This is a genomic window from Herbaspirillum sp. SJZ107 (assembly GCF_006715485.1).
GTDB lineage: Bacteria > Pseudomonadota > Gammaproteobacteria > Burkholderiales > Burkholderiaceae_D > Telluria.
The window spans coordinates 976,764-1,000,264 of sequence record NZ_VFNH01000003.1; the positions used below are offsets into that span (position 1 = coordinate 976,764).

The window sequence follows — 23,501 nt, forward strand, 5'->3', positions numbered from 1 at the left end:
CCTTGTGAGCACGCAATGAATGGAAAAAAGGGACCCACGGGTCCCTCGTTTTATTGCATCAGCTGCCCGATCACGCTGACCGGCGCATTCCCGTAGCCCAGGAACTGGTCGTGGAAGGCCTTCAGGTCGAACTTGTCGCCCAGCTGCTGCTTGCGCCGTTCGCGCAAATCCATGATGTCGCTGTAGCCGCTGAAATAGCTGGTCAGCTGCACCGACGACAGCTGCGCACGCTTCCATTTTTCGGCGGCTTCCTGCGGCGTCTGGAAGGCCTGGCGCACCAGCAGGTCGAGCGCCTGTTCGCGCGTCATGCCCAGCACGTGCACGCTGTAGTCGAGGATGGTATTCGAGACGCTGCGCAGGTTCCACTTGCACCACATCAGCCACAGCTCCGGCGCGTTGTCGCCATAGCCCGACTCCAGCATCATGCGTTCGCCATACACGGCCCAGCCTTCGACCATCGCACCGTTGCCGAACAGCGCCTTCACCAGCGAGGGCGAACGGTTGGCGTTCATCAGCTGGGTGTAGTGGCCCGGGATCGCCTCGTGGATGTTCAGGATCTGCAGCATCCAGTTGTTGTACTCGCGCAGGCTGCTCTCTGCCTGTGCCGGGCTCAAGCCGTCCAGCGGCGTGACGTTGTAATAGGTCTTGTCCTTCGGACGGTAGGGACCCGGCGCATCGATGCTGGCGCCGGCCACGCCGCGCTGGTACAGCGGGGTCTCGCGCACCACCAGCGGTTTGCTGGGGTCGATCGTCACCAGGTTGTTCCTGATGACGTACTCCTGCAGCTGCGGGATCTGGCGCCGGATCTCGGGCAGGAAGTTGGCCGGCGTCGTGTGCTGCAGCGACAGGCGGTCGATCACCATGCCGATCTTTTTATAGCGGTCCTGCGGCTTGGCGGTGCGGCCCATCGTCTTGTCCCACAACCCGTCGGCCAGGCCGTCCATGCGCGTGAGCAGTTCTTCGCGCGCGGCCAGGGCCTTGCGGTAGGTTTGCTCGGCGCTGCTGGCGGACTGGATCTCGAATGCGAACTTCTGCTCGTACAGGGCCTTGCCGATGCGGAAGGAGCGGCCGCGCTGCATCTGCACCTGCGACCGATCGAGGTCGTTCAGGTAGTCGACCCAGCCCAGCACCGCGCTGCCGGCATTCGCGATGCGCTGCGCGAAGATCGTCTTTTCCTGTGCCGACAGGATCGATTCCTGGGCCGCCTTGCCGAGGTCCGCCAGCACCACCAGCGTACCCGGTGCCTGCTCGAGCGCGAGGCGGGTATGTTCGTGCGTCGGGTTGACGATCGTGCCCCGCGCCGCCTGGTAGTACGCCGGCACGTCGGCCAGGCGCTTCAGGATGGTGCGCAGGCGCTGCGGCTTGGCGGCGTATTCCGTATTCAGGATCAGGTCGAGCGGCTGGGCCACGTTGTACTGCGCCGGGTTCCACTCGAACTCGCGCAGGGTGGTCAGGCGCCAGCGGTCGGCGCGCAGTTTATTCAACAGCAGCGCCAGGTCGGTGCGCTGGTTGGGCGAGAGCTTGTCGGCATTCAGCTTGCCGAACTTGTCGAGCCACTCGTCGATAAAGGCGAGCTGCCGGGTGCGGGTGGCGACGTCGGGAAGGGTCAGCTTGGCGGCGGCGTCGAACTTGCCGACGTAGATGCCGCTCTCGGGATCGACGCGCCACAGCGCGGTCAGGAACTGCATCGACAGCGTGTCCATGAAACGGTCGTTGCGGTTCTGCGAAATCGCGGGGGCGGCGGGTGCAGTGGGGGTGTCGGCGCTGGCTGCCGCTGCCGCGGCGGCAACCGGCGCCGCGACGGCGGCCGCCTTGGCAGCCTTGGCGGTCTTGCCCGGTTTGGCTTTGGCCGATGCTTTGGCCTTGGCGCTGCTGGCGGGCTTGGCCTTGGCCGCCTTGGAAGGACGCGCCTGGACCGGCGCCAGCGCGACGCTGGCCAGCAGGACGGCAAGCGCGAGTTTGGATGTCTTCATTGATCTGTCTGCCTGATAAAGAGAAAGGGCCAGATGGCGCCCCCACCGGCGAGGCAGGCGGCGGGGCGACAGGTTAGCACCATTCGCCGGCCCTGCGGAACCTTGAAACAATACGTCACGATTGGCGACCGGTTCCTGCAAAAGGCCAATCATCACATGGATTGCCAGTCCGCGATAGAGGCCGGGCGGCTCCCCGAGAGGCCGGCCTGCAGCATGGCCAGCATGTCGGCGGGCGACATGCGCGCGGCCAGGTCGCTGCCTTCGAGCAGGCTGTCGGCCAGGTCGCGCTTGTGGCGGTGCAGGTCGACGATGCCTTCCTCGATCGTGTGGCGCGCCACCAGGCGGTAGATCGTCACCGGGCGCTGCTGGCCCATGCGGTGGGCGCGGTCCGAGGCCTGGTCTTCGACCGCCGGATTCCACCACGGGTCCATGTGGATCACATAATCCGCCGCGGTCAGGTTGATGCCGACGCCGCCCGCCTTCAGCGAAATCAGGAACAGGTCGCCGTCGCCGGCCTGGAAGGCGTCCACGCGGCGTTTACGTTCCTGCATCGGGGTGGCGCCATCCAGGTATTGATAGCGGATGCCGCGTTCGTCCAGATGCTTGCGGATCAGGGTCAGGTGGTCGACGAACTGGCTGAACACCAGCGCCTTGTGGCGGTTCTCCAGCAGTTCATCAAGCAGGCGCGCGAAGGTTTCCAGCTTGCTGCTGCGGATACCGCTGTCGGGCGCCACTAGCTGCGGATTGCAGCAGGCGCGGCGCAGCTTCATCATCTCGGCCAGGATCTGGATCTGCTTCTGGCTCTGCGGGGCCTCCAGCGTGGCCAGCCGGTCCAGCGCTTCGCGGCGCAGCGATTCGTACAGCGCCGTCTCTTCCTGGCTCAGTTCCACCGGCAGCACGATCTCGGTACGCGGCGGCAGCTCCGATAGTACCTGCGACTTGGTACGGCGCAAGATGAAAGGCTGCGTCAGGCGGCGCAGGCGCGTGCGCGCCGCCAGTTCGGCGCGCTTGTCTTGCGCCTTTTCGATCGGGCCGGCGAAGCGCAAGTTGAATTGATCGCTGCTGCCGAGCAGGCCCGGATTGATGAACCTGAACAGGTTCCACAGCTCGCCCAGGTGGTTTTCCAGCGGCGTGCCGGTGGCGACCATTCTAAAATCGCCGCGCAGCGCCATCACCGCCTGCGAGCGCCGCGTGTGCGCATTCTTGATCGCCTGCGCCTCGTCGAGCACGATGGTATGCCAGCGCGTGCCTGCAAAGCGTTCGGCTTCCAGCTGCAGCAGGCCGTAGCTGGCGACGATCACGTCGTAGGCGCCGGCCTCCTTCAGCATCGCCGCGCGGTCGCCACTGCCGAACAATTTGATGTTCAGGGTCGGCGCGAAGCGCGCGGCTTCCGCCATCCAGTTGGTCGCCACCGAGGTCGGCGCCACCACCAGCGTCGGACCGCCGGGGGCGCGCGACAGGATCAGCGCCAGCGCCTGCAGCGTTTTACCAAGACCCATGTCGTCGGCCAGGCAGGCGCCGACGCCCCAGTGCGCCAATCTCGCCAGCCATTCGAAGCCTTCGAGCTGGTAGTCGCGCAGTTCGGCCTGCAGCGTGGACGGCAGCTGCGGGCGGTAACCGGCATTCTCCTGCATGTGCTGGATGTGCTTGCGCCAGGCGGCGTCGGCATCGACTTCGCCGGCATCCTGCGCCATCTCTTCCAGCGCGAAGCTGGCCAGCGGGTGGAAGCGCAGCGCCTCGTCATCGGCATCGCTGTAGGCCGACAGGTCCATCAGGCGGCGGTGCAGTTCGTGCGTCAGCGCCAGGAACTGGTTGTCGCCGAGGGCAATGAAACGGTCTTCCTTCAGGCGCGACAGCAGGTCGCGCAAGTCCATCACTTTATTCTCGTCGACCTGCACCTCGCCGTTGGCCGCGAACCAGTCCTTGTCGCGCCGGATCTGGATGCGCACCGATTTCGAGCTCACCTTTTTGGTCACGCGGAAGGACTCGCCTTCGGGCCAGCCGACGATCACCCGGCCGGGGTCCCGCTCCTGCAACTCCTGCAGCTCGGCCAGCAGCTCCAGGCACCCGATCGGCGAGCCCAGCAGCCACTCGCCATGTTCGTCCTCGGCGGCTTCCAGCGCGCGGCAATCGGCGATCAGCTGGCGCTCGGCCTCGCGCTCGGCGTTCAGGTCGCGCCGCGCTTCCATGCGGATGCCGTTCACGTCGGCGATCACGCTCTCGGCACCGTCGCCGGGCCGCAGATACGGGCCGGCATCGGGCAGCGGGCGCACCAGGATGCGGATGCGCAAGCCCTGCTGGTAGGGCAGCAGGTGCAGGTGCAGGCGCGGGTCGGCCGCCACCTGTTCCAGGTCGCCGGGGCTGCCGCCGATGTCGGACTGCACGGTGACGACGGTGGAGATCGCGCTGATCGCCTGCAGCACGCGCCGTTCGGCTTCGAGCGGCACCACCAGGCCGTCGCCGACGATGGCGCCGATGCGGCGGTGCTCGTCGCGGATGCGCACGATGCGCAGTCGCGTCGGCGTCTCGCGCGTGACCACGACTTCGCCCTGCTGCTCGGCCAGTTTCGGCTGCAGCGTGATGTGGACCTTGCCACCGCCGGCGCGCACCATCAGCTGCGGTTCGCCCGGCAGCAGTTCGATGCGGGTGCCGGCATCCATCCAGAACAGCAGCGGGTGGCCGGCCAGCGCCGCCACCGCGCGGTCGAGGTCGAATTCGTAGCGGGTGCCGGTGCCGCTGTAGTAGCGGTGGGCGCCGATGGCGGACGCCACCTGGATATCCTGGGCAGTCAGGAAATCCAGTCCGGCGGCTTCCTCGGCCAGGCGCTTCAGGCCGATGGCGCGGCCGCGGCTCCAGCCGCCCTGGGCGTCGCGCTTCTGCTCGCGCGGTTCGATCGCACGGATGCCGAGGTGCTCGTCGTAAGCGATCATCCAGGCCAGGCGCGATTCCTTCACCACTTCCACGTTCACCGCCGGCTGCAGGTTGATCAAGGCGTTCAGCTGGCGCTCCCACGGCTCTTCGCGCTCGAACCACAGCGCCATGTCGACGAAGCGGTGCTGCTGGCGCAGCGCGATGGCGCGCTTTTCCACGCCGACCATGCCGAGCGCACCCAGCACCGAGCCGATCTGGGCCGCGATGAAGTCGAAGCCGGCTGCTTCCGCGACCGTCATCTGCTGTTCGAGCAGCGCCGCCTTGTCGACCAGCTGCGGCATCGCGAGCCAGTGGTGCAGCAGGGCGCGGAACATCACCGGCTGCAGGGCGGTCTCCCAGTTGCGCGAGGGGAGCACTTCGGCATCGACGGTGCCGCCGCGGATCTGGCGCAGCATCGACAGCTGCTGGTAGACCGCGGTGTCGTGGCTCTGCACGGCGCGGGTGGCGGCGTCGAGGTAGCCGTCGAGCGCCTTCTGGTGCTTCGGGTCGCTGCTGCGCAGCAGGGCGGTCACGTACAGGTGGCCGCCGATGCCCTCGAACACGGCTTTTCGCTTGCCGGTCTCGCGCCGCAGCAGTTTCAATGCCTTGTCGAAGCCGGCCAGGGCGTCGTCGACGTCGCCGCGCAGCAGTTGCAGCACGCTGACGTAATACAGGGCAGTGGAATCGTCGAGGTCGTGCAGCAGCGCGCGCGCGGCGTCCAGGCGGCCGCACAGGATCAGGTGTTCGGCCAGCGCGGTGCGCAGACCCATGGACGCGCCGCCCTGCGCCACCGTTTCTTCGGCGTAGTGGCGGATCGCCGGGGCGTTCGCCGGTTCGCGCTGGACCTGGTTGACCAGCACCGCCAGCACGTCGTCGCGCACGGCGCCGTTGATGCGCTCCAGCAGTTCGGGTTCGAAGGGGCGCGCGCAGATGTCGACCAGCGGGTGCAGGTAGGCCGCCTCGTGGCAGCGCAGGCAGGCGGTGAGCAGCGTCGCCACCGTCTTCGGTCCTTCGCCGCCGATCAGTGCCATGCGCAGCAGCGCCACGCCCTGGCGGTAGCTGCGCAGCATGGGCGTGCCCTGCCAGTCGGTGCGCAGCGGCGTCACCGTCTGGTACACCTCGCGCAGCGCATTGAACTGGCGCGCCTGCAGCGACCAGGCGATCGCCGGCCATGCCGCTTCCTGGGCGATCACGTAGCCGCGCGAGGGCAGTTCGCCGACCAGGCCGGCGGCGCGCAGGCGTTCCAGCGGCTCGGCCAGGTCGTCCTCAATCGCGCTTTCCTCGAGCGGCGACAGATGCTCGTGAATGCGGCGCCGGCCCATCGGCTCGCCGGCCAGCGCCAGCAGCGCCAGGATCAGCTTGTCGCGCGAATCGCAGGCGTCGACACGCTCGCGCAATGCCTCTGCGGTCGTGCCTTCGCTCATTGCGCGAGATTCTCGATCTCGACCGCCGGCAAATCCTCAGGCACCGGGATGTTGAAGACGCGCAGATAGAAAACCAGCTCGGCCTGCAAGGTACGCACGATGCTGTCCGCCTTGCGGAAGCCGTGGCCTTCGCCTTCGAGCGTCAGGTAGGCCACCGGCACGCCGCGCGCGCGCAGGGCGTCGACCATCACCTCGGATTGCGGCGGCGGCACCACCTTGTCGTCCAGGCCCTGGAAGAAGATCATCGGGCGCGCCAGCTTGTCGCTGTGGTTGATCGGCGAGCGTTCGGCATACACGGCATCGGCCTGCGCCTTGGGGGCGATCAGGTATTCGTTGTAGCGCGATTCGAACTTGTGCGAATCGGCGTCCAGCCCCTTCAGATCGGACACGCCGTAGTAGCTGGCGCCGGCCTTGAACACGTCGTGGAAGGCGAGGGCGCACAGCGTGGTGAGGCCGCCGGCGCTGCCGCCGCGGATCACCAGGCGCTCGCGGTCGACCAGGCCCTGGCCAGCTAAATACTGGGCACCGGCCACGCAATCCTCGACGTCGACCACGCCCCACCGGCCACGCAGCAGGTCGCGGTAGGCGCGGCCGAAGCCGGTGCTGCCGCCGTAGTTCACGTCGAGCACGGCGATGCCGCGGCTGGTCCAGAACTGGGTCGCCAGTTTCAGCGTGCTGGTGGCCATGCTGGTCGGGCCGCCGTGGCCGATCACCATCAGCGGCGGCAGCTCGCCCGGGAGCGGCTCGGCGTCCTGGTTCTGCGGCGGGTAATAAAAGGCGTAGGCCGTGCGGCCGTCGGCGCTGGGGTAGCGGATGCTGTGCGGGACCGACAGGTAGCCGATGTCCGGCAACTGCTCGATCGAACGGGCCAGCACCTGGCGCTGGCCGCTGCGCGCATCGATTTGCGCGATTTCGGTGGCGATGGTCGGCGCTCCGCCCAGGAAGGCGAGGGCAGTGCCCTGCACGCGCAGTTCGCGGATCTCTTCGTAGGGATTGTCGACCGGGGTGAGTGCGCCGCTGCCGGTGTCCAGGCGCGCCAGGCGGCTCACGCCATCCTCGATATAGGTGCAGGCGATCTCGCTGTCGGACATGAAACCGTACATCGCATTGCCGAACACCCAGTGCGGGCCGCCGAATTCGGCGTCGCGCGGGCACAGAGGATGGACCACGCCATGGTCGAAGCGGTACAGGTTCCACCAGCCGCTGCGGTCGGACACGAAGTGCAGCAGGCCGCCCGGCGACCATTCCGGCTGGCCGACCGATTCGTTTTCTCCGCCGGCGATCAGGCGGCCATTCACCAGCGTGCCGTCGGCGGCGATATCGGCCAGCCACAATTCGGTGCCCTGCCAGGGCATGCGCGGATGGTCCCAACTCAGCCAGGCCAGCTGGCTGCCGTCCGGCGACAGGCGCGGCGACGAATAAAAATCGTTGCCGTCGACCAGGACGGTCTCGCTGCCATCGAAGGACAATGCGCAGATCGTGTTGACCGGGTAGGTGGCGCCTTGCGAATGGTCTTCGCGTACCGACAGCAGGCGATGGCGTGCCGCGTCCAGCACAAAGTCCGCATGGCGCAGCGCGCCGCCGGCGCTGAGCGGCGCCGGCTCGCCGCCCTCGGGTCCGATGCGATAAATACGGTTGTCGGCAAAATTCGAGAACCACACCACGCCATCGGCCGCCAGCAGCGCGCCGCCGCCGTACTCGTGCACGCGGGTGCGCACGTTGAACGGCGCCGGGGTCAGCTCGGTGACGCTGTTGCCGCGCTTGCGCAGCAGCGTGGTGCGGCCGCCTTCGCTGGCGCGGCCGGCCAGCCAGTAGACGTCGCCGCCATCGAGCGCAACCGAGGACAGGGGCGTGGCGCCGGCGGCAACCACGTCGGCGGTGATCGGGGAAGTCCAGGTGCCGCAGGGCGCCTGTTTGCGGGATGGGTCTGGCATGGGATGGGGTCCTGGCAGATGGGTAGGGACACATTATAAGTGTGCTCCCTCCGGCATGTCGGCCGGCAAACGATGCGGTGCGATTGCCCGAGGAATGCGATAATAGATGTTTGCCCAGCGGTTTACCCAGCGATCTGCCCCCGCTTCCAGCGTCAGCTTTCCTTTTCAGGTTGTCATCCATGCCACAATTCGCCCCGCTCCAGAACGACACTTTCCTGCGTGCGCTGCTGCGCCAGCCGACCGACTACACGCCGGTGTGGCTGATGCGCCAGGCGGGGCGCTACCTGCCGGAATACCGCGCCAGCCGGGCGCGTGCCGGCTCCTTCCTGGGCCTGGCCAAGAGTCCGGATTTCGCCACCGAGGTGACGCTGCAGCCGATCGACCGCTACCCGCTGGACGCCTCGATCCTGTTCTCGGACATCCTGACGGTGCCCGACGCGATGGGCCTGGGCCTGTATTTCGAAGAGGGCGAAGGCCCGAAGTTCGAGCGCACCGTGCGCACCGAGGAAGACGTCGCGGCCTTGCGCGTGCCGGACATGGCATCGCTCGACTACGTCTTCAAGGCCGTGACCCAGATCCGCACCGCGCTGAACGGCCGCGTGCCGCTGATCGGCTTTTCGGGCAGCCCCTGGACCCTGGCCTGCTACATGGTCGAAGGCCAGGGCTCGCGCGAATTCCACACGGTCAAGAAGATGCTGTACTCGCGTCCCGACCTGATGCACCGCGTCCTGCAAACGAATGCCGACGCGGTGGCGCAATACCTGAACGCCCAGATCGACGCCGGCGCCCAGGCCGTCATGATCTTCGACTCCTGGGGCGGCGCGCTGGCCGACGGCGCCTACCAGGCCTTCTCGCTGCAGTACATGCAGAAGGTGGTGGCCCAGCTGCAGCGCGAGAAGGACGGCGTGCGCATCCCGGCGATCGTGTTCACCAAGGGCGGCGGCCTGTGGCTGGACGAGATGGCCGATATCGGCGCCGATGCACTCGGCCTGGACTGGACCGTGAACCTGGGCCGCGCGCGCGCCCTGGTTGGCGACCGCGTGGCCCTGCAGGGCAACCTCGACCCGGCGATCCTGTTCGCGGCGCCGGACCAGGTACGTACCGAAGTGGAAAAAGCGCTGGCCAGCTACGGCACCCCGAGCGCCGGCCACGGCCATGTGTTCAACCTGGGCCACGGCATCTCGCAGTTCACGCCACCGGAATCGGTGACGGCCATGGTCGAGGCGGTACACGACTTCAGCCGCCGTCAACGTGCTGCCTAAATCCTGCAAAATCACACTTATTCACAAAAACGCCGGCTCGCACAGGGCTGGCTGGGAAAATGTACAGTGCTTGCGCTCTCAACGTAAGTAATTGATTTTTATAGTGTTTAGCTCGTGCTGTGAACACGGTGCCAGGGCGCTTTGGAGGCCTGCAGCGCGTCCCAGGCAAACTGTTCAGTGCCTTGTTCACAAAGTTATACACAGCTTCTGTGCATAATCCCAAAAAGTGCTTCGTTTACCGGGGTTTACGGGATTTCTTCAAGTATTCCATCAAGATTTTGCTGCACTGCGCTTGAGTTCTTCACTGGAAATGCCCAGTTATGCACAGAAGCTGGCGAGCGATAAAGAATTTCACGAGCTCCGGTACTATTTTTCTAAGTCATTGAATTGAAAGAGGAAAATGTTTTGTGGACTTAGAGAATTGCCAAGTGCCTTGAGCTAACGTAAACCTTTGTCCCGGTCAAGTTTTCCATTTTCCACAAAGTTTTCCACAGTTCTCCACAGCTCGCCAGAAGGTTTTCAACACGTGCCGTACTGCATCCTGCAAATCGCCCTCGATACGCCGCTCGACAGCGTGTTCGACTACCGCTGGCCCTGCGCGCCCGGGGAAGAACCGCAAGTCGGCCAGCTGGCGCTGGTCAACTTCGGCCGGCGCGAGGCGGTGGGTGTGATCGTCGCCATCAAGCAGGACAGCGACGTCCCGGCGGACAAACTGAAGGACGCACTGGCGGTGCGCGGCCAACTGGCGCCGCTGTCCGGCAAATGGCTGGCGCTGGCACGTTTCGCCGCCGGTTATTACCACCGTCCGCTGGGCGAAGTGGCGATGCCCGGCCTGCCCAAGAACCTGCGCCTGTCGACCACGGTGGCGCTGGACCGCGCGCTGAAAAAACTGGCCAAGCTGCCGGATGCGCACGATGCCACCCCGGCCGACATGCCGGTCCTGAACCCGGAGCAGCAGCAAGCTGCCGACGCCATCGGCGGCGCCGCAGGTTTCAGCCCGCTGCTGCTGTACGGCGTCACCGGCAGCGGCAAGACCGAGGTGTACCTGCAAGCCTGCGCCCAGGTGCTGGCGCGGGACGAACACGCGCAGATCCTGGTGCTCGTCCCCGAGATCAACCTGACGCCGCAGCTCGAAGCCAATATCCGCGCGCGCTTCCCCGGCGTGATGCTGGCCACCCTGCACAGCAGCCTGTCGGAAGGCGAGCGCATGCTGCACTGGCTGGCCGCGCACCAGGGCCGCGCACGCATCGTGCTCGGCACCCGGCTGGCGATCCTGGCCTCGCTGCCGCATCTGCAGCTGATCGTCATCGACGAAGAGCATGACCCCTCGTATAAACAGCAGGAAGGCCTGCGCTATTCGGCGCGCGACCTGGCCGTGTGGCGCGCGCACCAGCTCGGGATCCCGATCGTGCTGGGGTCCGCCACGCCGTCGCTGGAGAGCTGGCACCACGCCCAGACCGGGCGTTACCGCAAGCTGGAGTTGCGCGAGCGCGCCGTGCGCGACGCCGTGCTGCCGCGCGTGTACCTGATCGACATGGAGCGCGACCGGCCGAAGGAGGGCCTGACCCCGACCCTGGTACGGGCGCTGCGCCAGCGCCTGGAACGCGGCGAACAGTCGCTGCTGTTCCTGAACCGGCGCGGCTATGCGCCGGTGCTGTGCTGCGAGTCCTGCGGCTGGATCAGCAACTGCACCCGCTGCACCGCCAACATGGTGCTGCACCGCCCCGAGCGCCGCCTGCGCTGCCACCACTGCAGCCTGGAGCTGCGCATCCCGCACGCCTGCCCGACCTGCGGCAACATCGACCTGCAGCCGCTGGGACGCGGCACCCAGCGCATCGAGGAAGGGCTGCAGGCACTGTTCCCGGAAGCGCGCATCCTGCGCATCGACGCCGATTCGACGCGCCACAAGGGCAGCGCCCAGGCCGCGTTCGACACCGTGCACCGCGGCGAGGTCGATATCCTGATCGGCACCCAGATGGTGGCCAAGGGCCACGACTTCAAAAAGCTGACGCTGGTCGGCGTGCTGAACCCGGACACCGCCCTGTTCTCGCAGGACTACCGGGCCAGCGAGCGCCTGTTCGCCCAGTTGATGCAGGTGGCGGGGCGGGCCGGGCGCGCCGGGCTGGAATCGGAAGTGCTGATCCAGTCGCGCTATTGCACCCACCCGCTGTACGGGGCGGTGATGCGCCACGACTACGACCGCTTTGCCGGCGACCTGCTGGCAGAACGCCACCAGGCTGCGCTGCCGCCCTATATGTACCAGGCGCTGCTGCGCGCCGAGGCACCCGAGCTGGCGACCGCCATCGAATTCCTGGAGGGCGCGCGCGACGCCGTGGCGTCCGATGCGGTGACCGTCAACGATCCCATCCCGATGACCATGACCCGCGTGCACAACGTCGAGCGCGCCCAGCTGCTGGTCGAGTCGAATTCGCGCCCGGCGCTGCAAGCCTTCCTGACCGCCTGGGTCGATGCCCTGCGCGCGATGAAGAGCCGGGTGCGCTGGTCGCTGGAAGTCGATCCGCTCGATATTTGAAGAGATATAGCTTTTCTTTATTGCTGAGATCAGAAACGATCATTGGACATATATTTTGCGCTGCGTCATGATTGCACCTGTCTCCTCTATTCTCCACAAGGAATAGATTCAAGCCCGCTCTCGAGCGGGCTTTTTTTTATCCTGCGTGGCTCAGCGCTTGAAAATGGCGTATCGTCATGGCGCGAAAACCAGCGGAGAAACACATGCAGATACTGAAGGTCGACGTCGCCGTGATCGGCGCCGGCACGGCGGGACTGGTGGCCTACCGCGCCGCCAGGGCACAGGGCGCGCGCACCGTGATGATCGAAGGCGGCCATTACGGCACCACCTGCGCCAGGGTCGGCTGCATGCCGAGCAAGCTCCTGATCGCGGCGGCCGAGGCGGCGCACATGCTCGATGCGGCGGCGGGGTTCGGCGTGCACGCAGGGGAAAAGCGCATCGATGGGGTGGCCGTGATGGACCGCGTGCGGCGCGAGCGCGACCGCTTCGTCGGTTTCGTGCTGGATGGCGTCGACAGCATCCCGGACGCCGACAAGCTGCGTGGCCATGCGCGTTTCACGGGACCGCACACGCTGGTGGTTGACGACGGCGCCGGCAGGGTCAGCGAAGTGGAAGCGGCGCGCGTGGTGATCGCCAGCGGCTCCACGCCGACCCGCCTGCCGAAGCTGGAGAACGTCGGCCCCGGCGTGATCACCAGCGACGAGGTGTTCGACTGGCACGATCTGCCGCGCTCGGTCGCCGTGATCGGCACCGGCGTGATCGGCCTGGAACTGGGCCAGGCGCTGGCGCGCCTGGGCGTGCGCGTGAGCCTGTACGCGCGCGGCGGCAGCGTCGCCCAACTGACCGACCCGGTGGTGCTGCGCAAGGCCGGCCAAGTGCTGCGCGAAGAGATCGACCTGCATTTCCAGACCGAGATCGTGAAGGCGGAACAGGATGGCGACGAGGTGGTGCTGTGCATGCGCGAGGGCGGCGAAGAGCGCTGCGCGCGCTTCCAGTACGTGCTGATGGCCGCCGGGCGCACGCCCAACGTGGCCGATATCGGCATCGAGCACGCCGGACTGGCGCTGGGGACCAACGGCGTGCCGCTGTTCGACAGCCGCACCATGCAGTGCGGGACCAGCCACATCTTCATCGCCGGCGACGCCAACAACGAGCGCCCGGTGCTGCCGGAAGCGGCCGACCACGGCAAGATCGCCGGCGACAATGCCGGCCGCTACCCGGACATCCGCCCCGGCCTGCGCCGCGCGCCGCTGACCGCCGCGTTCACCGAACCGAACATCGTCACGCTGGGGGCCAGCTACAAAAGCCTGTGCGAGCCGGGCAAGCCGAAATTCGCGATCGGCCAGGTGTCGTTCGAGAACCAGGGCCGCAGCCGCGTCATGTTGCAGAACAAGGGCATGCTGCGCGTGTATGGGGAATATGGCAGCGGGCGCTTTCTGGGCGCCGAGATGATCGCGCCGCGCGGCGAGCATCTCGGGCATTTGCTGGCCTGGGCGGTGCAGGCGCGGATGACGGTGGACCAGATGCTGGAGATGCCGTTCTACCATCCGGTGATCGAGGAGGGCGTGCGCACGGCCCTGCGCGATCTGGCGACCGAACTGGCGAAGGATGCCAGCAGCACCGATCCGGCCGAGATGGAGCCGGGGACTTAATTCAGATAACTGGCGTCCAGCTTGCCCTCGGACGCCAGCTGGCGCACGATCTTGATCGTATCGATATCGGCTTCCTGGTAGGCCGATTTCTTGAAATCCTCGTACATCTTGCTCATCTCGTCGGTCGCGGCGGCATTCCCGTCGTCGTAGGTGAAGCGCACCAGCAACATGGCATTGCCAGGCGCTTCGATGCGCATGGTCAGCTGCGATTGCGCAATATCGCCCTGGGCCGGCACTTCGAAGCGCACTTCTTCCAGCGGGGTCAGGTGCACATGGTCGTCGATCCACAGCTCGCCGAAACGCTGGCGGCGCGTGAAGCTGCCGCTTTCGCGCTCGCCGATGATGCACTCGTCCAGGTGCGGAATGAAACGCTTCGGGTCTTCGGCGCGCAGCACCAGGCCGCGCCACAGCTGCTCGCGTGTGATGGTGTCGATCAGCGGGTTGAGCGGGTCGTTAATTTCGATCAGGTGTTCGAATTTCATCGTGCGTTCTCTTGTCGTGTTCAGCAAATGGGGTATGTGGTGGCGCCAGGCCGTTTTCACAAGCATAGCCGACTACAACGTCGCCGTTTGCATACAGCCTTTTACGTGCATAGCCCGCCTCCTTTACAATGCTGAGCTAGCCCTCCAGAAATACATCCCATGTCCACCACCCCGAATTTCGGCCTCAACGGTCCGCAAAGCGAAGCCGCGCTTTATCTCGACGGTCCCTGCCTGGTGCTGGCCGGCGCCGGCTCGGGCAAGACGCGCGTGATCACCCAGAAGATCGCCTACATGATCGAGCACCGCGGCTACGATCCGCGCACGATCGCCGCACTCACCTTCACCAACAAGGCCGCGCTCGAGATGCAGGAGCGTATCGGCAAGCTGCTCAAGCAGCCCAAGCAGGCCAAGCAGCTGACGGTATCGACCTTCCACTCGCTGGGCGTCAAGATCCTGCGCCAGGAAGCGGCCGGCGTCGGCCTCAAGGACCGTTTTTCGATCATGGACGCCGACGACTGCTACACCGTCGTGTCCGATCTGGCGCTGACCACCGACAAGCAGGAAATCCGCAGCATCCAGAACGCCATTTCGCTGTGGAAGAACGGCCTGGTCGACCCGGAAGATGCGATCCGCGACGCCAAGGACGAGGACGAAGCGCAAGCCGGCCGCATCTACCGCAGCTACCTGGCGACGCTGCAGGCCTACCAGGCGGTCGACTTCGATGATCTGATCCGCCTGCCGGTGGAACTGTTCCGCAATAACGAGCAGATCCGCGACCGCTGGCAGCGCCGCCTGCGCTATCTGTTGATGGACGAGTACCAGGACACCAACACCTGCCAATACGAGCTGGTGAAGCTGATGGTGACCGGCCTCGGCAAGAAGCCGATGTTCACCGCGGTGGGCGACGACGACCAGGCGATCTATGCCTGGCGCGGCGCCTCGGTCGAAAACCTCAAGACGCTGCAGACCGATTTCCCGGACCTGCGCGTGATCAAGCTGGAGCAGAACTACCGCTCGACCACGCGCATCCTGCAGGCGGCCAATGCGGTCATCGGCAACAACCCGAAGCTGTTCGAGAAGTCGCTGTGGTCCGAACACGGCCTGGGCGAGCCGATCAAGGTGCTGGGCATGCCGAACGACGAGATGGAAGCCGACCAGGTCGCCATCATGATTTCGTCGGAACATTTCCAGCGCAAGAACAAATGGTCGGACTACGCGATCCTGTACCGCGGCAACCACCAGGCGCGCGTGATCGAGCAGGCGCTGCGCAAGGAACGCATTCCGTACACCATCTCGGGCGGCCAGAGCTTTTTCGACAAGGCCGAGATCAAGGACATCATCGCTTACCTGCGCCTGATCGCCAACGAGGGCGACGACCCGGCCTTCATCCGCGCCATCACCACGCCCAAGCGCGGCGTCGGCATGGCGACCATCGAAGCGCTCGGCGAGTTCTCGAAGCAGTGGAACTGCTCGCTGTTCGAGGCGGCGCTGAAGGGCGGCATCGAAGCCAAGCTGTCCGAGCGCCAGCTGTATCCGCTGCGCGAGTTCTGCCATTTCATCAACGACATGGAATCGCGCGCGACCCGGCCCGGTCCGTCCGGCAGCGGCGACAACGCCGCCGAGCTGCTCGACGACATGATGAAAGAGATCAACTACGAGCACTACCTGTACGAGAACTTCGACGACCGCGCCGCCCAGAGCAAGTGGCAGAACGTGCTGGAATTTACCAACTGGCTGAAGGAACGCGGCCGCGGCGGACGCGACCGCGACGGCGAGGAAAAGAACCTGCTCGAACTGACGCAGATGGTGGCGCTGATGTCGATGTTGGAAGGCAAGGACGAAGAGCCGGACGCGATCCGCATGTCGACCCTGCACGCCTCCAAGGGCCTGGAGTATCCGCACGTGTTCCTGGTCGGCGTCGAGGAAGGCATCCTGCCGCACAAGGGCGACCCCGACGATGCGATCGAAAAGATCGCCGCGCGCATCCAGGAAGAGCGGCGCCTGATGTACGTGGGCATCACGCGCGCCCAGCGCACCCTGCACGTGACCTGGTGCAAGAAGAGAAAGCGCGCTGGCGAACTGGTGCATTGCGATCCGTCGCGCTTCATCAAGGAAATGGCGCTGGAAGTCGGCGATGCCGCGCCCAAGGAAACCGAAGTGATGACCCCGAAAGAACGGCTGGCCAACTTGAAGGCCCTGCTGGCCACGCCCAAGGTGTAATGGACAGGCGCCGCTTATTATCGCGGCGTCACCTGTTGTTGTGCCCAATCGTCAATAAGTCGTAGCTGCGTGACATGATGAGTTGCGCATAAGCCTTGAAGCGGATGCAAGGAGTCCGCACGATTCAAATTCTTATTTGACTTCGAGAGGGGCGCAATAAATACTTTTGACACTTCACATTTCACAAATCAATTTATCTGCCGCATTTCCGGGCATCTCGTCGATGGCAACTGTCTCTGATATCACCACTACCCCCTTGTCGGGCCTGAACCATATCGACGCCTTGCTCGATAGTGGGCCTGACTGGAATTATTTTTCGGGCAACAATACGCTGCAATACACGTTTTCCGTAACGTCCGGCACCGAAGCCGGGAAAACCGGACTACAGGCCTTTTCGGTGTCGCAGCAGGCGGCGGTACGCACGGCGTTTTCGTATATCTCGCAGCTGACCGGCATCCAGTTCCTGGAAACCGCAGTCGGTACCGATGCGCAAATCCACTTGAGCAACATCGACCTCGCCGGCGCCAACGTCACCGGCCTGTGCAGCTGGCTGAGCAACTACAGCTACAGCGGCACCCAGCTGGCCAGCTACGATGCCGATGCTTATGTGTATCTGGATAATGTCGAATGGAATCCTCAGAACAGCAACCTGACGCCGGGCGGCAGCGGCTACGAGACCCTGCTGCATGAGCTGGGCCATGCACTGGGCCTGAAGCACTCGTTCGAGACCACCGACGACAACAAGGCCGTCCTGCCCGGCTCGCAGGACAACACCAGCAATACCCTGATGTCGTACACCGACCTGGGCGGACCGTACACGACCTATCGCCAGGACGACATTGCCGCCCTCAACTGGCTGTATGGCCATGACGGCCTGGCTGGGGCCCTGGGCATCAATTCGACCACCGGGGCGCGCTACGTCACCGGCACCAATGGCGCCGACAGCCTCACCGGCACCGACGCCAACGACATGCTCGAAGGCGATGGCGGCAACGACATGCTGTTTGGCGGCAACGGCACCGACACCGCGCTCTTCCGTGGCCTGCGCAGCGAGTACACGTACACCAATCTGGCCAACGGCAACCTGCAAGTGGTCAACAACACCGGCAGCGCGAACGACGGCACCGACATCCTGTCGTCGATCGAAGTGCTGCGTTTTTCGGACGGCAGCATCCAGCGCGCCGATATCCTGTCGCCCGACACCACCGCGCCGCTGGCACCGTCGCTGGCCGTGACCAAGAACGCCGCCGGCTTCGTACAGGGCGACAAGCCGGTCGTGACCGGCTCGGCCGAAGCGAATGCCACGGTGACCGTCTACGATGCGAACAACCAGCCGGTCGGCAATGGCAAGGCGGATGCCAATGGCGCGTTCAGCCTCACGCTGAGCCACTTCGGCGACGCCCTGGGCCAGCAGATCCACGCCACCGCCACCGATGCCGCCGGCAACACCTCGCCGGCCAGCGGCATCGCCACCTTCAATGTCAACGCGGTCTATACGCCGGGCAGCATCCTGGCCGCCCTGCAGGGTGCCGGCAGCGTCGCCAGCACGATCCAGCTGGTGCACACCCTGGCCGGCATCGCCCAGCAGACCACCGGCAGCGACAACAGCGCCGGCGCGCATGCGCAGGCATCCAGCATGGCCATCGACATTCCGGAAGGGCAGGCGCAGCTGGTCGGCACGCCGCAGAACGATATCGCCCACCTGTCCCTGCTGACGGCCTGATTGCTATCAGGCGATGACTGCAGAGCCGCATGGAGACATGCGGCTTTTTGTTTTTGGGCGCTGGTATGATGCCGCCCTTATTCTTTTATCCATTCAGGAGCCGCCGTGAGTGCCGAAGACCGCTTCATCGATATCGAAATCAAGCTGGGCGAACAGGAAAACCTGGTCGACACGCTGAACCGCACCATTTATGAACAGGGCCGCCGCATCGACCAGCTGGAAGCGCTGGTGGCCAAGCTGGCCGAACACGTACGCGCGCTGCGTGATGCCGGACAGGGGCCAGTCAACGAAAAACCACCCCACTATTAACGTTAAAACAAATGTTTATGCTCGGCACTTAATTTCACACTAAAGTGTTGATGCCGAAGAAACGTGCAGTCGCTTATCGCTTTAATACTTGCCGGGGTTCATTCTATTTTGCAAAATTCTGTGTTTTTTTTGGCATCGGATTTTCCGATGTGTTGTAGTTTCGTCGGAAAAACATTGTCACCCTGCGTCACAATTGAATTATTTATTGACGGGAATATTTGCATGCGGCATCGTTCTATTGGTACGCACTTTGGCGTATGAACATCAGCCTAATAGCCAGACATTTTCCCATGACTTATCGCAGTGATATGAAGTTTAATATCTATGGCCGGCGCAAGCTCGAAGTCCGACGGGAAAACGATGGCTGGGAAGTGGTGCGCCAACCCGAAACGGTGGGGGCGGTCGACCTGTTTATTCCGTCGGTACTGGAAACCGAAGACAGCGCCACTTATCTCGACGATATCTATTACGAACTCGCCGGCTCGGGTTACGATAACAAGCTGTTATCGTAACCCGTGCGGCTGGCACTGCCGGCCGCGCCGTCTCAGATGACCGGCACATGGAGCTGGTTGTCCTCTTCCAGCACCAGGCCTTGCCAGGTCGCCGGCTTGCCAGTCAATTCGAATGCCAGGATCTGCTGCGGCGTGCGCCCCATGCCGCCCAGCACGCCGGCCATCCGGCGCTTGTCGAGTTCCGTGGCGACGGGCAGGTCCTTGATCGTCAGTTTGTCCATTTCAATCTCCTCGATGGTTTGATACGGCCAGGCACGGCGCCGGGCACACTGCAGACGATTGCAGGATGCATGCCAGTGCCGCATAGGGCGTACTGCGCAGCGCCGGCAGCGCCTTTTGTTGGGCCGGAAGCGGCAATCCCTTCCTGTCAGGTCGGCGGCCGCCCAACACCTTGCGTATGCTAAAGTGGCCGCTTACCTCAACCACCCCTCCATCGTGAAACCATGAGCAACAACAATCCTGACCAGGCGTTCTGGGAGCGCGTCAACGCCATCATCAATGCAGCGAACGCCCAGTGCGACGCGGCCGATCCGAACCATGTCACGGCCTCCACCATGTATGCGGCGGCACGCTTCAATGCCTTCATCGTTGCCAACGGCACCGGCAGTGCGGAAAACATGAAGCCCGAAAAGGAAAGGGCGCTGGATTATTTCACCGAGCAGTTCCGCCAGATGATGGCCGAAAATCTCGACGATTTCATTGCGAACTTCGACAAGTATCTGGAGCCGATTCCTCAGCAGTCATAAGATTGCACTCATGGGAATCTGCGGTACATTGGGTGGCATTGCTGTCAACGTATTGGCGCTGACAACAAGACACCCGATAACCCTTTTCCTGGCGAGATAAGATGCGAAAAACTGCTCTGGGCATGGCCTTGATGGCTTTCCTTTCCGTTGGCTGCGCACCGATGATGCCCGCACCTGCAGACAGGATCCAGACGCTTCCCGTCGTCAAGATGGGTGAAGCGTTCCCAAGCGGCACCGAGTATGTTTTGTACATTCCGGCCAACTCGCCCATTCCGATAAAAATCGCTACCCAAGGCACGTTGCTGAAGAATGAACAATCTGTCGTCGGCAGCACGAGCTTTACCAGGGACTTATACATATACAAGTATTGGTCGAGTTACGATCGAAAAACCTGGGAAAACTCGCATCGGCTTCTGAACGTCAGTTTTGCCGGCGGAATGGATGCTTCCGGCTTGAACGTGAATGTTACCTTGGACCAGAACAGATAAATCTGGCGGCCTGCTCTCATGAGCTCGGTGCTCGGCTGCATCTACGTCGACATCAACTGGAACAAGCGCCAGTCTGGAAGCTACTCCACACTTTAGGGCAGGCTCATGAAGCGATGGTGGCACACTGCATGGATCTTCTTGGCGTTTTCGCTCTTTACCCGGATCGCTGGAGCCGCCGAGAACTGTTTCGTTGAAGGCAAGAGCGCCGATGAAAAGCCTTACCACACCGCTTTATCTGCCGCGTGGACAGACCAGAGAATACTCAACGCGCTTGGGGTGAATATTCGTAAGTCCAAAATGCGTAAATCGTCAGGTCCTGACGGCGAAGCGCGGTGGTATGTGTTCGGAAAGAAAAGAATCAATATCCTGCGATCTGCTTCGACGGGCATTCATGTCATGCTTCACGTAAAAGACCACGACACGTATGTCGAATGGGACTTGCAGCCTTGTCAGGCTGATACCTCCGTACACAAGGAAGCCCATGGGTAAGAACCGCCTGGAAGCCTTCAGCGATGGCGTCATCGCCATCATCATCACCATCATGGTGCTGGAACTTAAAGTCCCGCACGAAGCCGATTTCAAGGCTTTAATCCCATTGTGGCCCGTCCTCATGAGCTACGTGCTCAGCTTCATCTACGTCGGCATCTACTGGAACAACCACCACCACATGCTGCACGCCGTCGAAGAAGTCAGCGGCAGCATCCTGTGGGCCAACCTGCACCTGCTGTTCTGGCTTTCCCTGATTCCCTTCGTCACCGCCTGGATGGGCGAAAACCATTTCGAGACCGCGCCCACCGTCGCCTATGGCATCGTGCTGTTCATGTGCGCGATGGCGTATTCGCTGCTGGTGCACAGGTTGATCCAGCACCATGACAAGAATGCGAGGCTGGCCGAAGCCATCGGCGACGATCGCAAGGGCAAGATCTCGATCGTGCTGTACCTGGTCGGCGTTGCGGCGTCCTGGTTCGTGGCCTGGCTCGGTTTCCTGGTCTATGTCGGCGTGGCCATCATGTGGCTGATCCCGGACCGGCGCATCGAGAAAAAGGTCACTGAGGAGAACCGGCGGGAAGCGTGAACTGGCCGCGCATCGAATGTGACGATGCGGCAATAACTTTGCTATGATCTTCGCGCGCATGCTGCCGGGCCCGGTCCCCGGCAGTGTTTTTTTCATGTCCGTGAAAGATCCAATGAATCGTTCTTACAGCTTCATCGTTGCCGCCGCTGCTACCGCTGCGCTGGCACAGGCAGCGATCGCCGCACCCATCCCCGCCGGCGCTTCCCTCGACGCATCGAACCCCTTCGCCAAAGTCAGCTCGCTGCCTTTCCACTATCCCGCCTTCGACAAGATCAAGGACCAGCACTTCAAGCCGGCTTTCGACGCCGGCATGCGCGAGCAGTTGCGCGAAGTCGATGCGATCGCCGCCAGCAAGGCTGCGCCGACCTTCGAGAACACGATCGTCGCGCTGGAGCGTTCGGGCCAGCTGCTGGCGCGCGTGTCGGTCACCTTCTCGAATCTGCAGGGCGCGAACACCAACGATGCGCTGGATGCGATCGACCGCGAGATGTCGCCGAAACTGGCCGCGCACCATGACGCGATCTTCATGAACGCGAAGCTGTGGCAGCGCGTGAAGACGGTCTACGACAAGCGCGACAGCTTGACACTCGACGCCGAATCGAAGCACCTGGTCGAGCGCTACCACCGCGATTTCGTGCGCGCCGGCGCCAACCTGTCCAGCGCCGACAAGGACAAGCTGAAAGCGTACAACGGCGAGATCGCCGGCCTGCAATCGCAGTTCGCGCAGAACGTGCTGAAGGAAGCCAACGCCTCGGCGCTGGTGGTCGATACCCGCGCCGAACTGGCCGGCCTGCCGGACGCCGACATCGATGCCGCCGCGGCGGAAGCCAGGAAGCGCGGCCTGGATGGCAAGTACGTGATCGCGCTGGTGAACACCACGATCCAGCCCCCGATGGCCCTGATGACCAACCGTGCCACGCGCGAGCGCCTGATGGCGGCCTCGCTGGCGCGCGGCAGCCGCGGCGGCGAATTCGACAGCCGTACGCTGGTGCAGCGCCTGGCCAGGCTACGTGCCGAAAAGGCGGCGCTGCTCGGCTACCCGACCTATGCCGCCTATTCGCTGGAAGAGGAAACCGCGAAGACGCCGGAAGCCGTGAACAAGCTGCTCGGCGAGCTGGCTGCGCCGGCCGTCAACAACGCGAAGAAGGAAGCGCTTGAAATCCAGAAGGTGATCGACGCCGAGAAGGGAGGCTTTCAGGTCGCCGCGCACGACTGGGCGTTCTACACCGACAAGGTGCGCCAGGCGAAGTACGCATTCGACGAGAGCCAGCTGAAGCCGTATTTTGAATTGAACAACGTGGTGCAGAACGGCGTGTTCTTTGCCGCGAACAAGGAATTCGGCATCAGCTTCAAGGAGCGCAAGGATCTGCCGGTGTACGACCCGGACGTGCGCACCTTCGACGTGTTCGATGCCAACGGCAAGCAGCTGGCGATCTTCATCCTGGATTACTACGCGCGTCCGAACAAGCAGGGCGGCGCCTGGATGAACGAGTACGTCACCCAGTCGAAGCTGCTGGGTAACATGCCGGTGGTGGCGAACCACCTGAACATCCCGAAGCCGGCCGCCGGCCAGCCGACGCTGCTGACCTACGATGAAGTGCGCACCGCCTTCCACGAGTTCGGCCACGCGCTGCACGGCATGTTCTCGAACGTGACCTACCCGACCTTTGGCGGCGCCAACACGCCGCGCGACTTCGTCGAGTATCCGTCGCAGGTCAACGAGATGTGGGCGACCTGGCCGGAGGTGCTGGCCAACTACGCCAGGCATTACCAGACCGGCGCGCCGATGCCGAAGGCGCTGCTGGACAAGGTGCAGGCGTCGAAGAAGTTCAACATGGGCTTCATCACGACCGAGTACCTGGCGGCCTCGCTGCTGGACCAGTGCTGGCACCAGATCACCCCGGCCCAGGTGCCGGCCGACGTGACCGGCTTCGAGGCGCAGGCGCTGAAGGATGCCGGCGTCGACTTCGCGCCGGTGCCGCCACGCTACCGCACGACCTATTTCTCGCACAGCTTCTCGGGCGGCTATTCGGCCGGTTACTACGCTTACCTGTGGAGCGAAAAGCTGGATGCCGACACCGTCGAATGGTTCAAGGAAAACGGCGGCCTGCTGCGCAAGAACGGCGACCACTTCCGCGCGACCCTGCTGTCGCGCGGCGGTTCGGCCGACGCGATGGACCTGTTCCGCAATTTCCGCGGCCGTGACGCCAGGATCGAGCCGCTGCTCGAGCGCCGCGGCCTGACCGGCAATCAATAAC

The 23,501-nt window shown here is 64.0% G+C and carries 17 protein-coding genes; 12 read left to right on the plus strand and 5 right to left on the minus strand.

Annotated elements, in window-relative coordinates:
* Positions 1–50: 50 nt before the first annotated feature.
* The 3 genes from FBX97_RS22505 to FBX97_RS22515 form a co-directional block, all read right to left on the minus strand.
* Entirely contained in the window at positions 51–1,973 is a 1,923-nt protein-coding gene (locus FBX97_RS22505; RefSeq protein ID WP_141836780.1) for a DUF885 domain-containing protein, read from the minus strand.
* Positions 1,974–2,125: 152 nt separating this feature from the next.
* Positions 2,126–6,307: a DEAD/DEAH box helicase gene (locus tag FBX97_RS22510; protein WP_141836782.1), complete on the minus strand. Its 4,182-nt coding sequence runs from the start codon at positions 6,305–6,307 to the stop codon at positions 2,126–2,128.
* Entirely contained in the window at positions 6,304–8,241 is a 1,938-nt protein-coding gene (locus FBX97_RS22515) for a S9 family peptidase (protein ID WP_141836784.1), read from the minus strand. The genes FBX97_RS22510 and FBX97_RS22515 overlap by 4 nt, the downstream gene beginning before the upstream one ends.
* A 179-nt stretch (positions 8,242–8,420) precedes the next feature.
* Between FBX97_RS22515 and hemE the strand changes: the two genes are divergently transcribed.
* From hemE to FBX97_RS22530, 3 genes are all read left to right on the plus strand, one after another.
* Positions 8,421–9,503, plus strand: coding sequence for a uroporphyrinogen decarboxylase (gene hemE / locus FBX97_RS22520; RefSeq protein ID WP_141836786.1), 1,083 nt, complete (start codon positions 8,421–8,423; stop codon positions 9,501–9,503).
* A gap of 526 nt (positions 9,504–10,029) precedes the next feature.
* Positions 10,030–12,036 (plus strand): primosomal protein N', encoded by a 2,007-nt coding sequence (locus tag FBX97_RS22525; protein ID WP_141836788.1) that lies wholly within the window; start codon positions 10,030–10,032, stop codon positions 12,034–12,036.
* Positions 12,037–12,239: 203 nt separating this feature from the next.
* A complete protein-coding gene (locus FBX97_RS22530) occupies positions 12,240–13,688 on the plus strand; it encodes a dihydrolipoyl dehydrogenase (protein WP_141836790.1) in 1,449 nt (482 codons plus the stop codon).
* On the opposite strand, the gene FBX97_RS22535 is transcribed toward FBX97_RS22530, so the two are convergent.
* Complete coding sequence (locus FBX97_RS22535) at positions 13,685–14,170, minus strand: SRPBCC family protein (protein ID WP_141836793.1); 486 nt, start codon at positions 14,168–14,170, stop codon at positions 13,685–13,687. The genes FBX97_RS22530 and FBX97_RS22535 overlap by 4 nt on opposite strands.
* Before the next feature lie 159 nt (positions 14,171–14,329).
* Between FBX97_RS22535 and FBX97_RS22540 the strand changes: the two genes are divergently transcribed.
* The 4 genes from FBX97_RS22540 to FBX97_RS22555 all read left to right on the plus strand — a co-directional run bounded on the left by FBX97_RS22540 (position 14,330) and on the right by FBX97_RS22555 (position 18,934).
* Positions 14,330–16,390 carry a UvrD-helicase domain-containing protein gene (locus tag FBX97_RS22540; RefSeq protein WP_141836795.1) on the plus strand — a complete coding sequence of 687 codons (2,061 nt, stop codon included), beginning with the start codon at positions 14,330–14,332 and terminating at the stop codon, positions 16,388–16,390.
* A gap of 223 nt (positions 16,391–16,613) precedes the next feature.
* Entirely contained in the window at positions 16,614–18,113 is a 1,500-nt protein-coding gene (locus FBX97_RS22545) for an Ig-like domain-containing protein (protein ID WP_141836797.1), read from the plus strand.
* Between the two features lie 105 nt (positions 18,114–18,218).
* The gene (locus FBX97_RS22550) at positions 18,219–18,422 is read left to right on the plus strand and encodes a SlyX family protein (protein ID WP_141836799.1); all 204 of its coding nucleotides are present in this window, start codon (positions 18,219–18,221) and stop codon (positions 18,420–18,422) included.
* Between the two features lie 290 nt (positions 18,423–18,712).
* Positions 18,713–18,934: a hypothetical protein gene (locus FBX97_RS22555; protein WP_221631852.1), complete on the plus strand. Its 222-nt coding sequence runs from the start codon at positions 18,713–18,715 to the stop codon at positions 18,932–18,934.
* Positions 18,935–18,966: 32 nt separating this feature from the next.
* On the opposite strand, the gene FBX97_RS22560 is transcribed toward FBX97_RS22555, so the two are convergent.
* Entirely contained in the window at positions 18,967–19,155 is a 189-nt protein-coding gene (locus tag FBX97_RS22560; protein WP_141836801.1) for a ClbS/DfsB family four-helix bundle protein, read from the minus strand.
* Between the two features lie 222 nt (positions 19,156–19,377).
* Between FBX97_RS22560 and FBX97_RS22565 the strand changes: the two genes are divergently transcribed.
* From FBX97_RS22565 to FBX97_RS22585, 5 genes are all read left to right on the plus strand, one after another.
* A complete protein-coding gene (locus FBX97_RS22565) occupies positions 19,378–19,680 on the plus strand; it encodes a DUF3144 domain-containing protein (RefSeq protein ID WP_141836803.1) in 303 nt (100 codons plus the stop codon).
* Positions 19,681–19,781: 101 nt separating this feature from the next.
* On the plus strand, positions 19,782–20,168 hold the full coding sequence (locus tag FBX97_RS22570) for a hypothetical protein (protein ID WP_141836805.1): 387 nt from the start codon (positions 19,782–19,784) through the stop codon (positions 20,166–20,168).
* A 105-nt stretch (positions 20,169–20,273) separates the two neighbouring features.
* Positions 20,274–20,657 carry a hypothetical protein gene (locus tag FBX97_RS22575; protein WP_141836807.1) on the plus strand — a complete coding sequence of 128 codons (384 nt, stop codon included), beginning with the start codon at positions 20,274–20,276 and terminating at the stop codon, positions 20,655–20,657.
* Complete coding sequence (locus FBX97_RS22580; RefSeq protein WP_141836809.1) at positions 20,650–21,243, plus strand: TMEM175 family protein; 594 nt, start codon at positions 20,650–20,652, stop codon at positions 21,241–21,243. The genes FBX97_RS22575 and FBX97_RS22580 overlap by 8 nt, the downstream gene beginning before the upstream one ends.
* Before the next feature lie 112 nt (positions 21,244–21,355).
* Positions 21,356–23,500, plus strand: coding sequence for a M3 family metallopeptidase (locus tag FBX97_RS22585; RefSeq protein WP_141836811.1), 2,145 nt, complete (start codon positions 21,356–21,358; stop codon positions 23,498–23,500).
* Position 23,501 lies beyond the last annotated feature (1 nt).

Excerpts from the sequence above, each read along its gene's own strand:
- FBX97_RS22505 (WP_141836780.1), bottom strand. The coding sequence starts at position 1,973 with ATGAAGACATCCAAACTCGCGCTTGCCGTCCTGCTGGCCAGCGTCGCG.
- FBX97_RS22510 (WP_141836782.1), bottom strand. The coding sequence starts at position 6,307 with ATGAGCGAAGGCACGACCGCAGAGGCATTGCGCGAGCGTGTCGACGCC.
- FBX97_RS22515 (WP_141836784.1), bottom strand. The coding sequence starts at position 8,241 with ATGCCAGACCCATCCCGCAAACAGGCGCCCTGCGGCACCTGGACTTCC.
- hemE (WP_141836786.1), top strand. The coding sequence starts at position 8,421 with ATGCCACAATTCGCCCCGCTCCAGAACGACACTTTCCTGCGTGCGCTG.
- FBX97_RS22530 (WP_141836790.1), top strand. The coding sequence starts at position 12,240 with ATGCAGATACTGAAGGTCGACGTCGCCGTGATCGGCGCCGGCACGGCG.
- FBX97_RS22535 (WP_141836793.1), bottom strand. The coding sequence starts at position 14,170 with ATGAAATTCGAACACCTGATCGAAATTAACGACCCGCTCAACCCGCTG.
- FBX97_RS22540 (WP_141836795.1), top strand. The coding sequence starts at position 14,330 with ATGTCCACCACCCCGAATTTCGGCCTCAACGGTCCGCAAAGCGAAGCC.
- FBX97_RS22545 (WP_141836797.1), top strand. The coding sequence starts at position 16,614 with ATGGCAACTGTCTCTGATATCACCACTACCCCCTTGTCGGGCCTGAAC.
- FBX97_RS22555 (WP_221631852.1), top strand. The coding sequence starts at position 18,713 with ATGACTTATCGCAGTGATATGAAGTTTAATATCTATGGCCGGCGCAAG.
- FBX97_RS22560 (WP_141836801.1), bottom strand. The coding sequence starts at position 19,155 with ATGGACAAACTGACGATCAAGGACCTGCCCGTCGCCACGGAACTCGAC.
- FBX97_RS22565 (WP_141836803.1), top strand. The coding sequence starts at position 19,378 with ATGAGCAACAACAATCCTGACCAGGCGTTCTGGGAGCGCGTCAACGCC.
- FBX97_RS22570 (WP_141836805.1), top strand. The coding sequence starts at position 19,782 with ATGCGAAAAACTGCTCTGGGCATGGCCTTGATGGCTTTCCTTTCCGTT.
- FBX97_RS22575 (WP_141836807.1), top strand. The coding sequence starts at position 20,274 with ATGAAGCGATGGTGGCACACTGCATGGATCTTCTTGGCGTTTTCGCTC.
- FBX97_RS22580 (WP_141836809.1), top strand. The coding sequence starts at position 20,650 with ATGGGTAAGAACCGCCTGGAAGCCTTCAGCGATGGCGTCATCGCCATC.
- FBX97_RS22585 (WP_141836811.1), top strand. The coding sequence starts at position 21,356 with ATGAATCGTTCTTACAGCTTCATCGTTGCCGCCGCTGCTACCGCTGCG.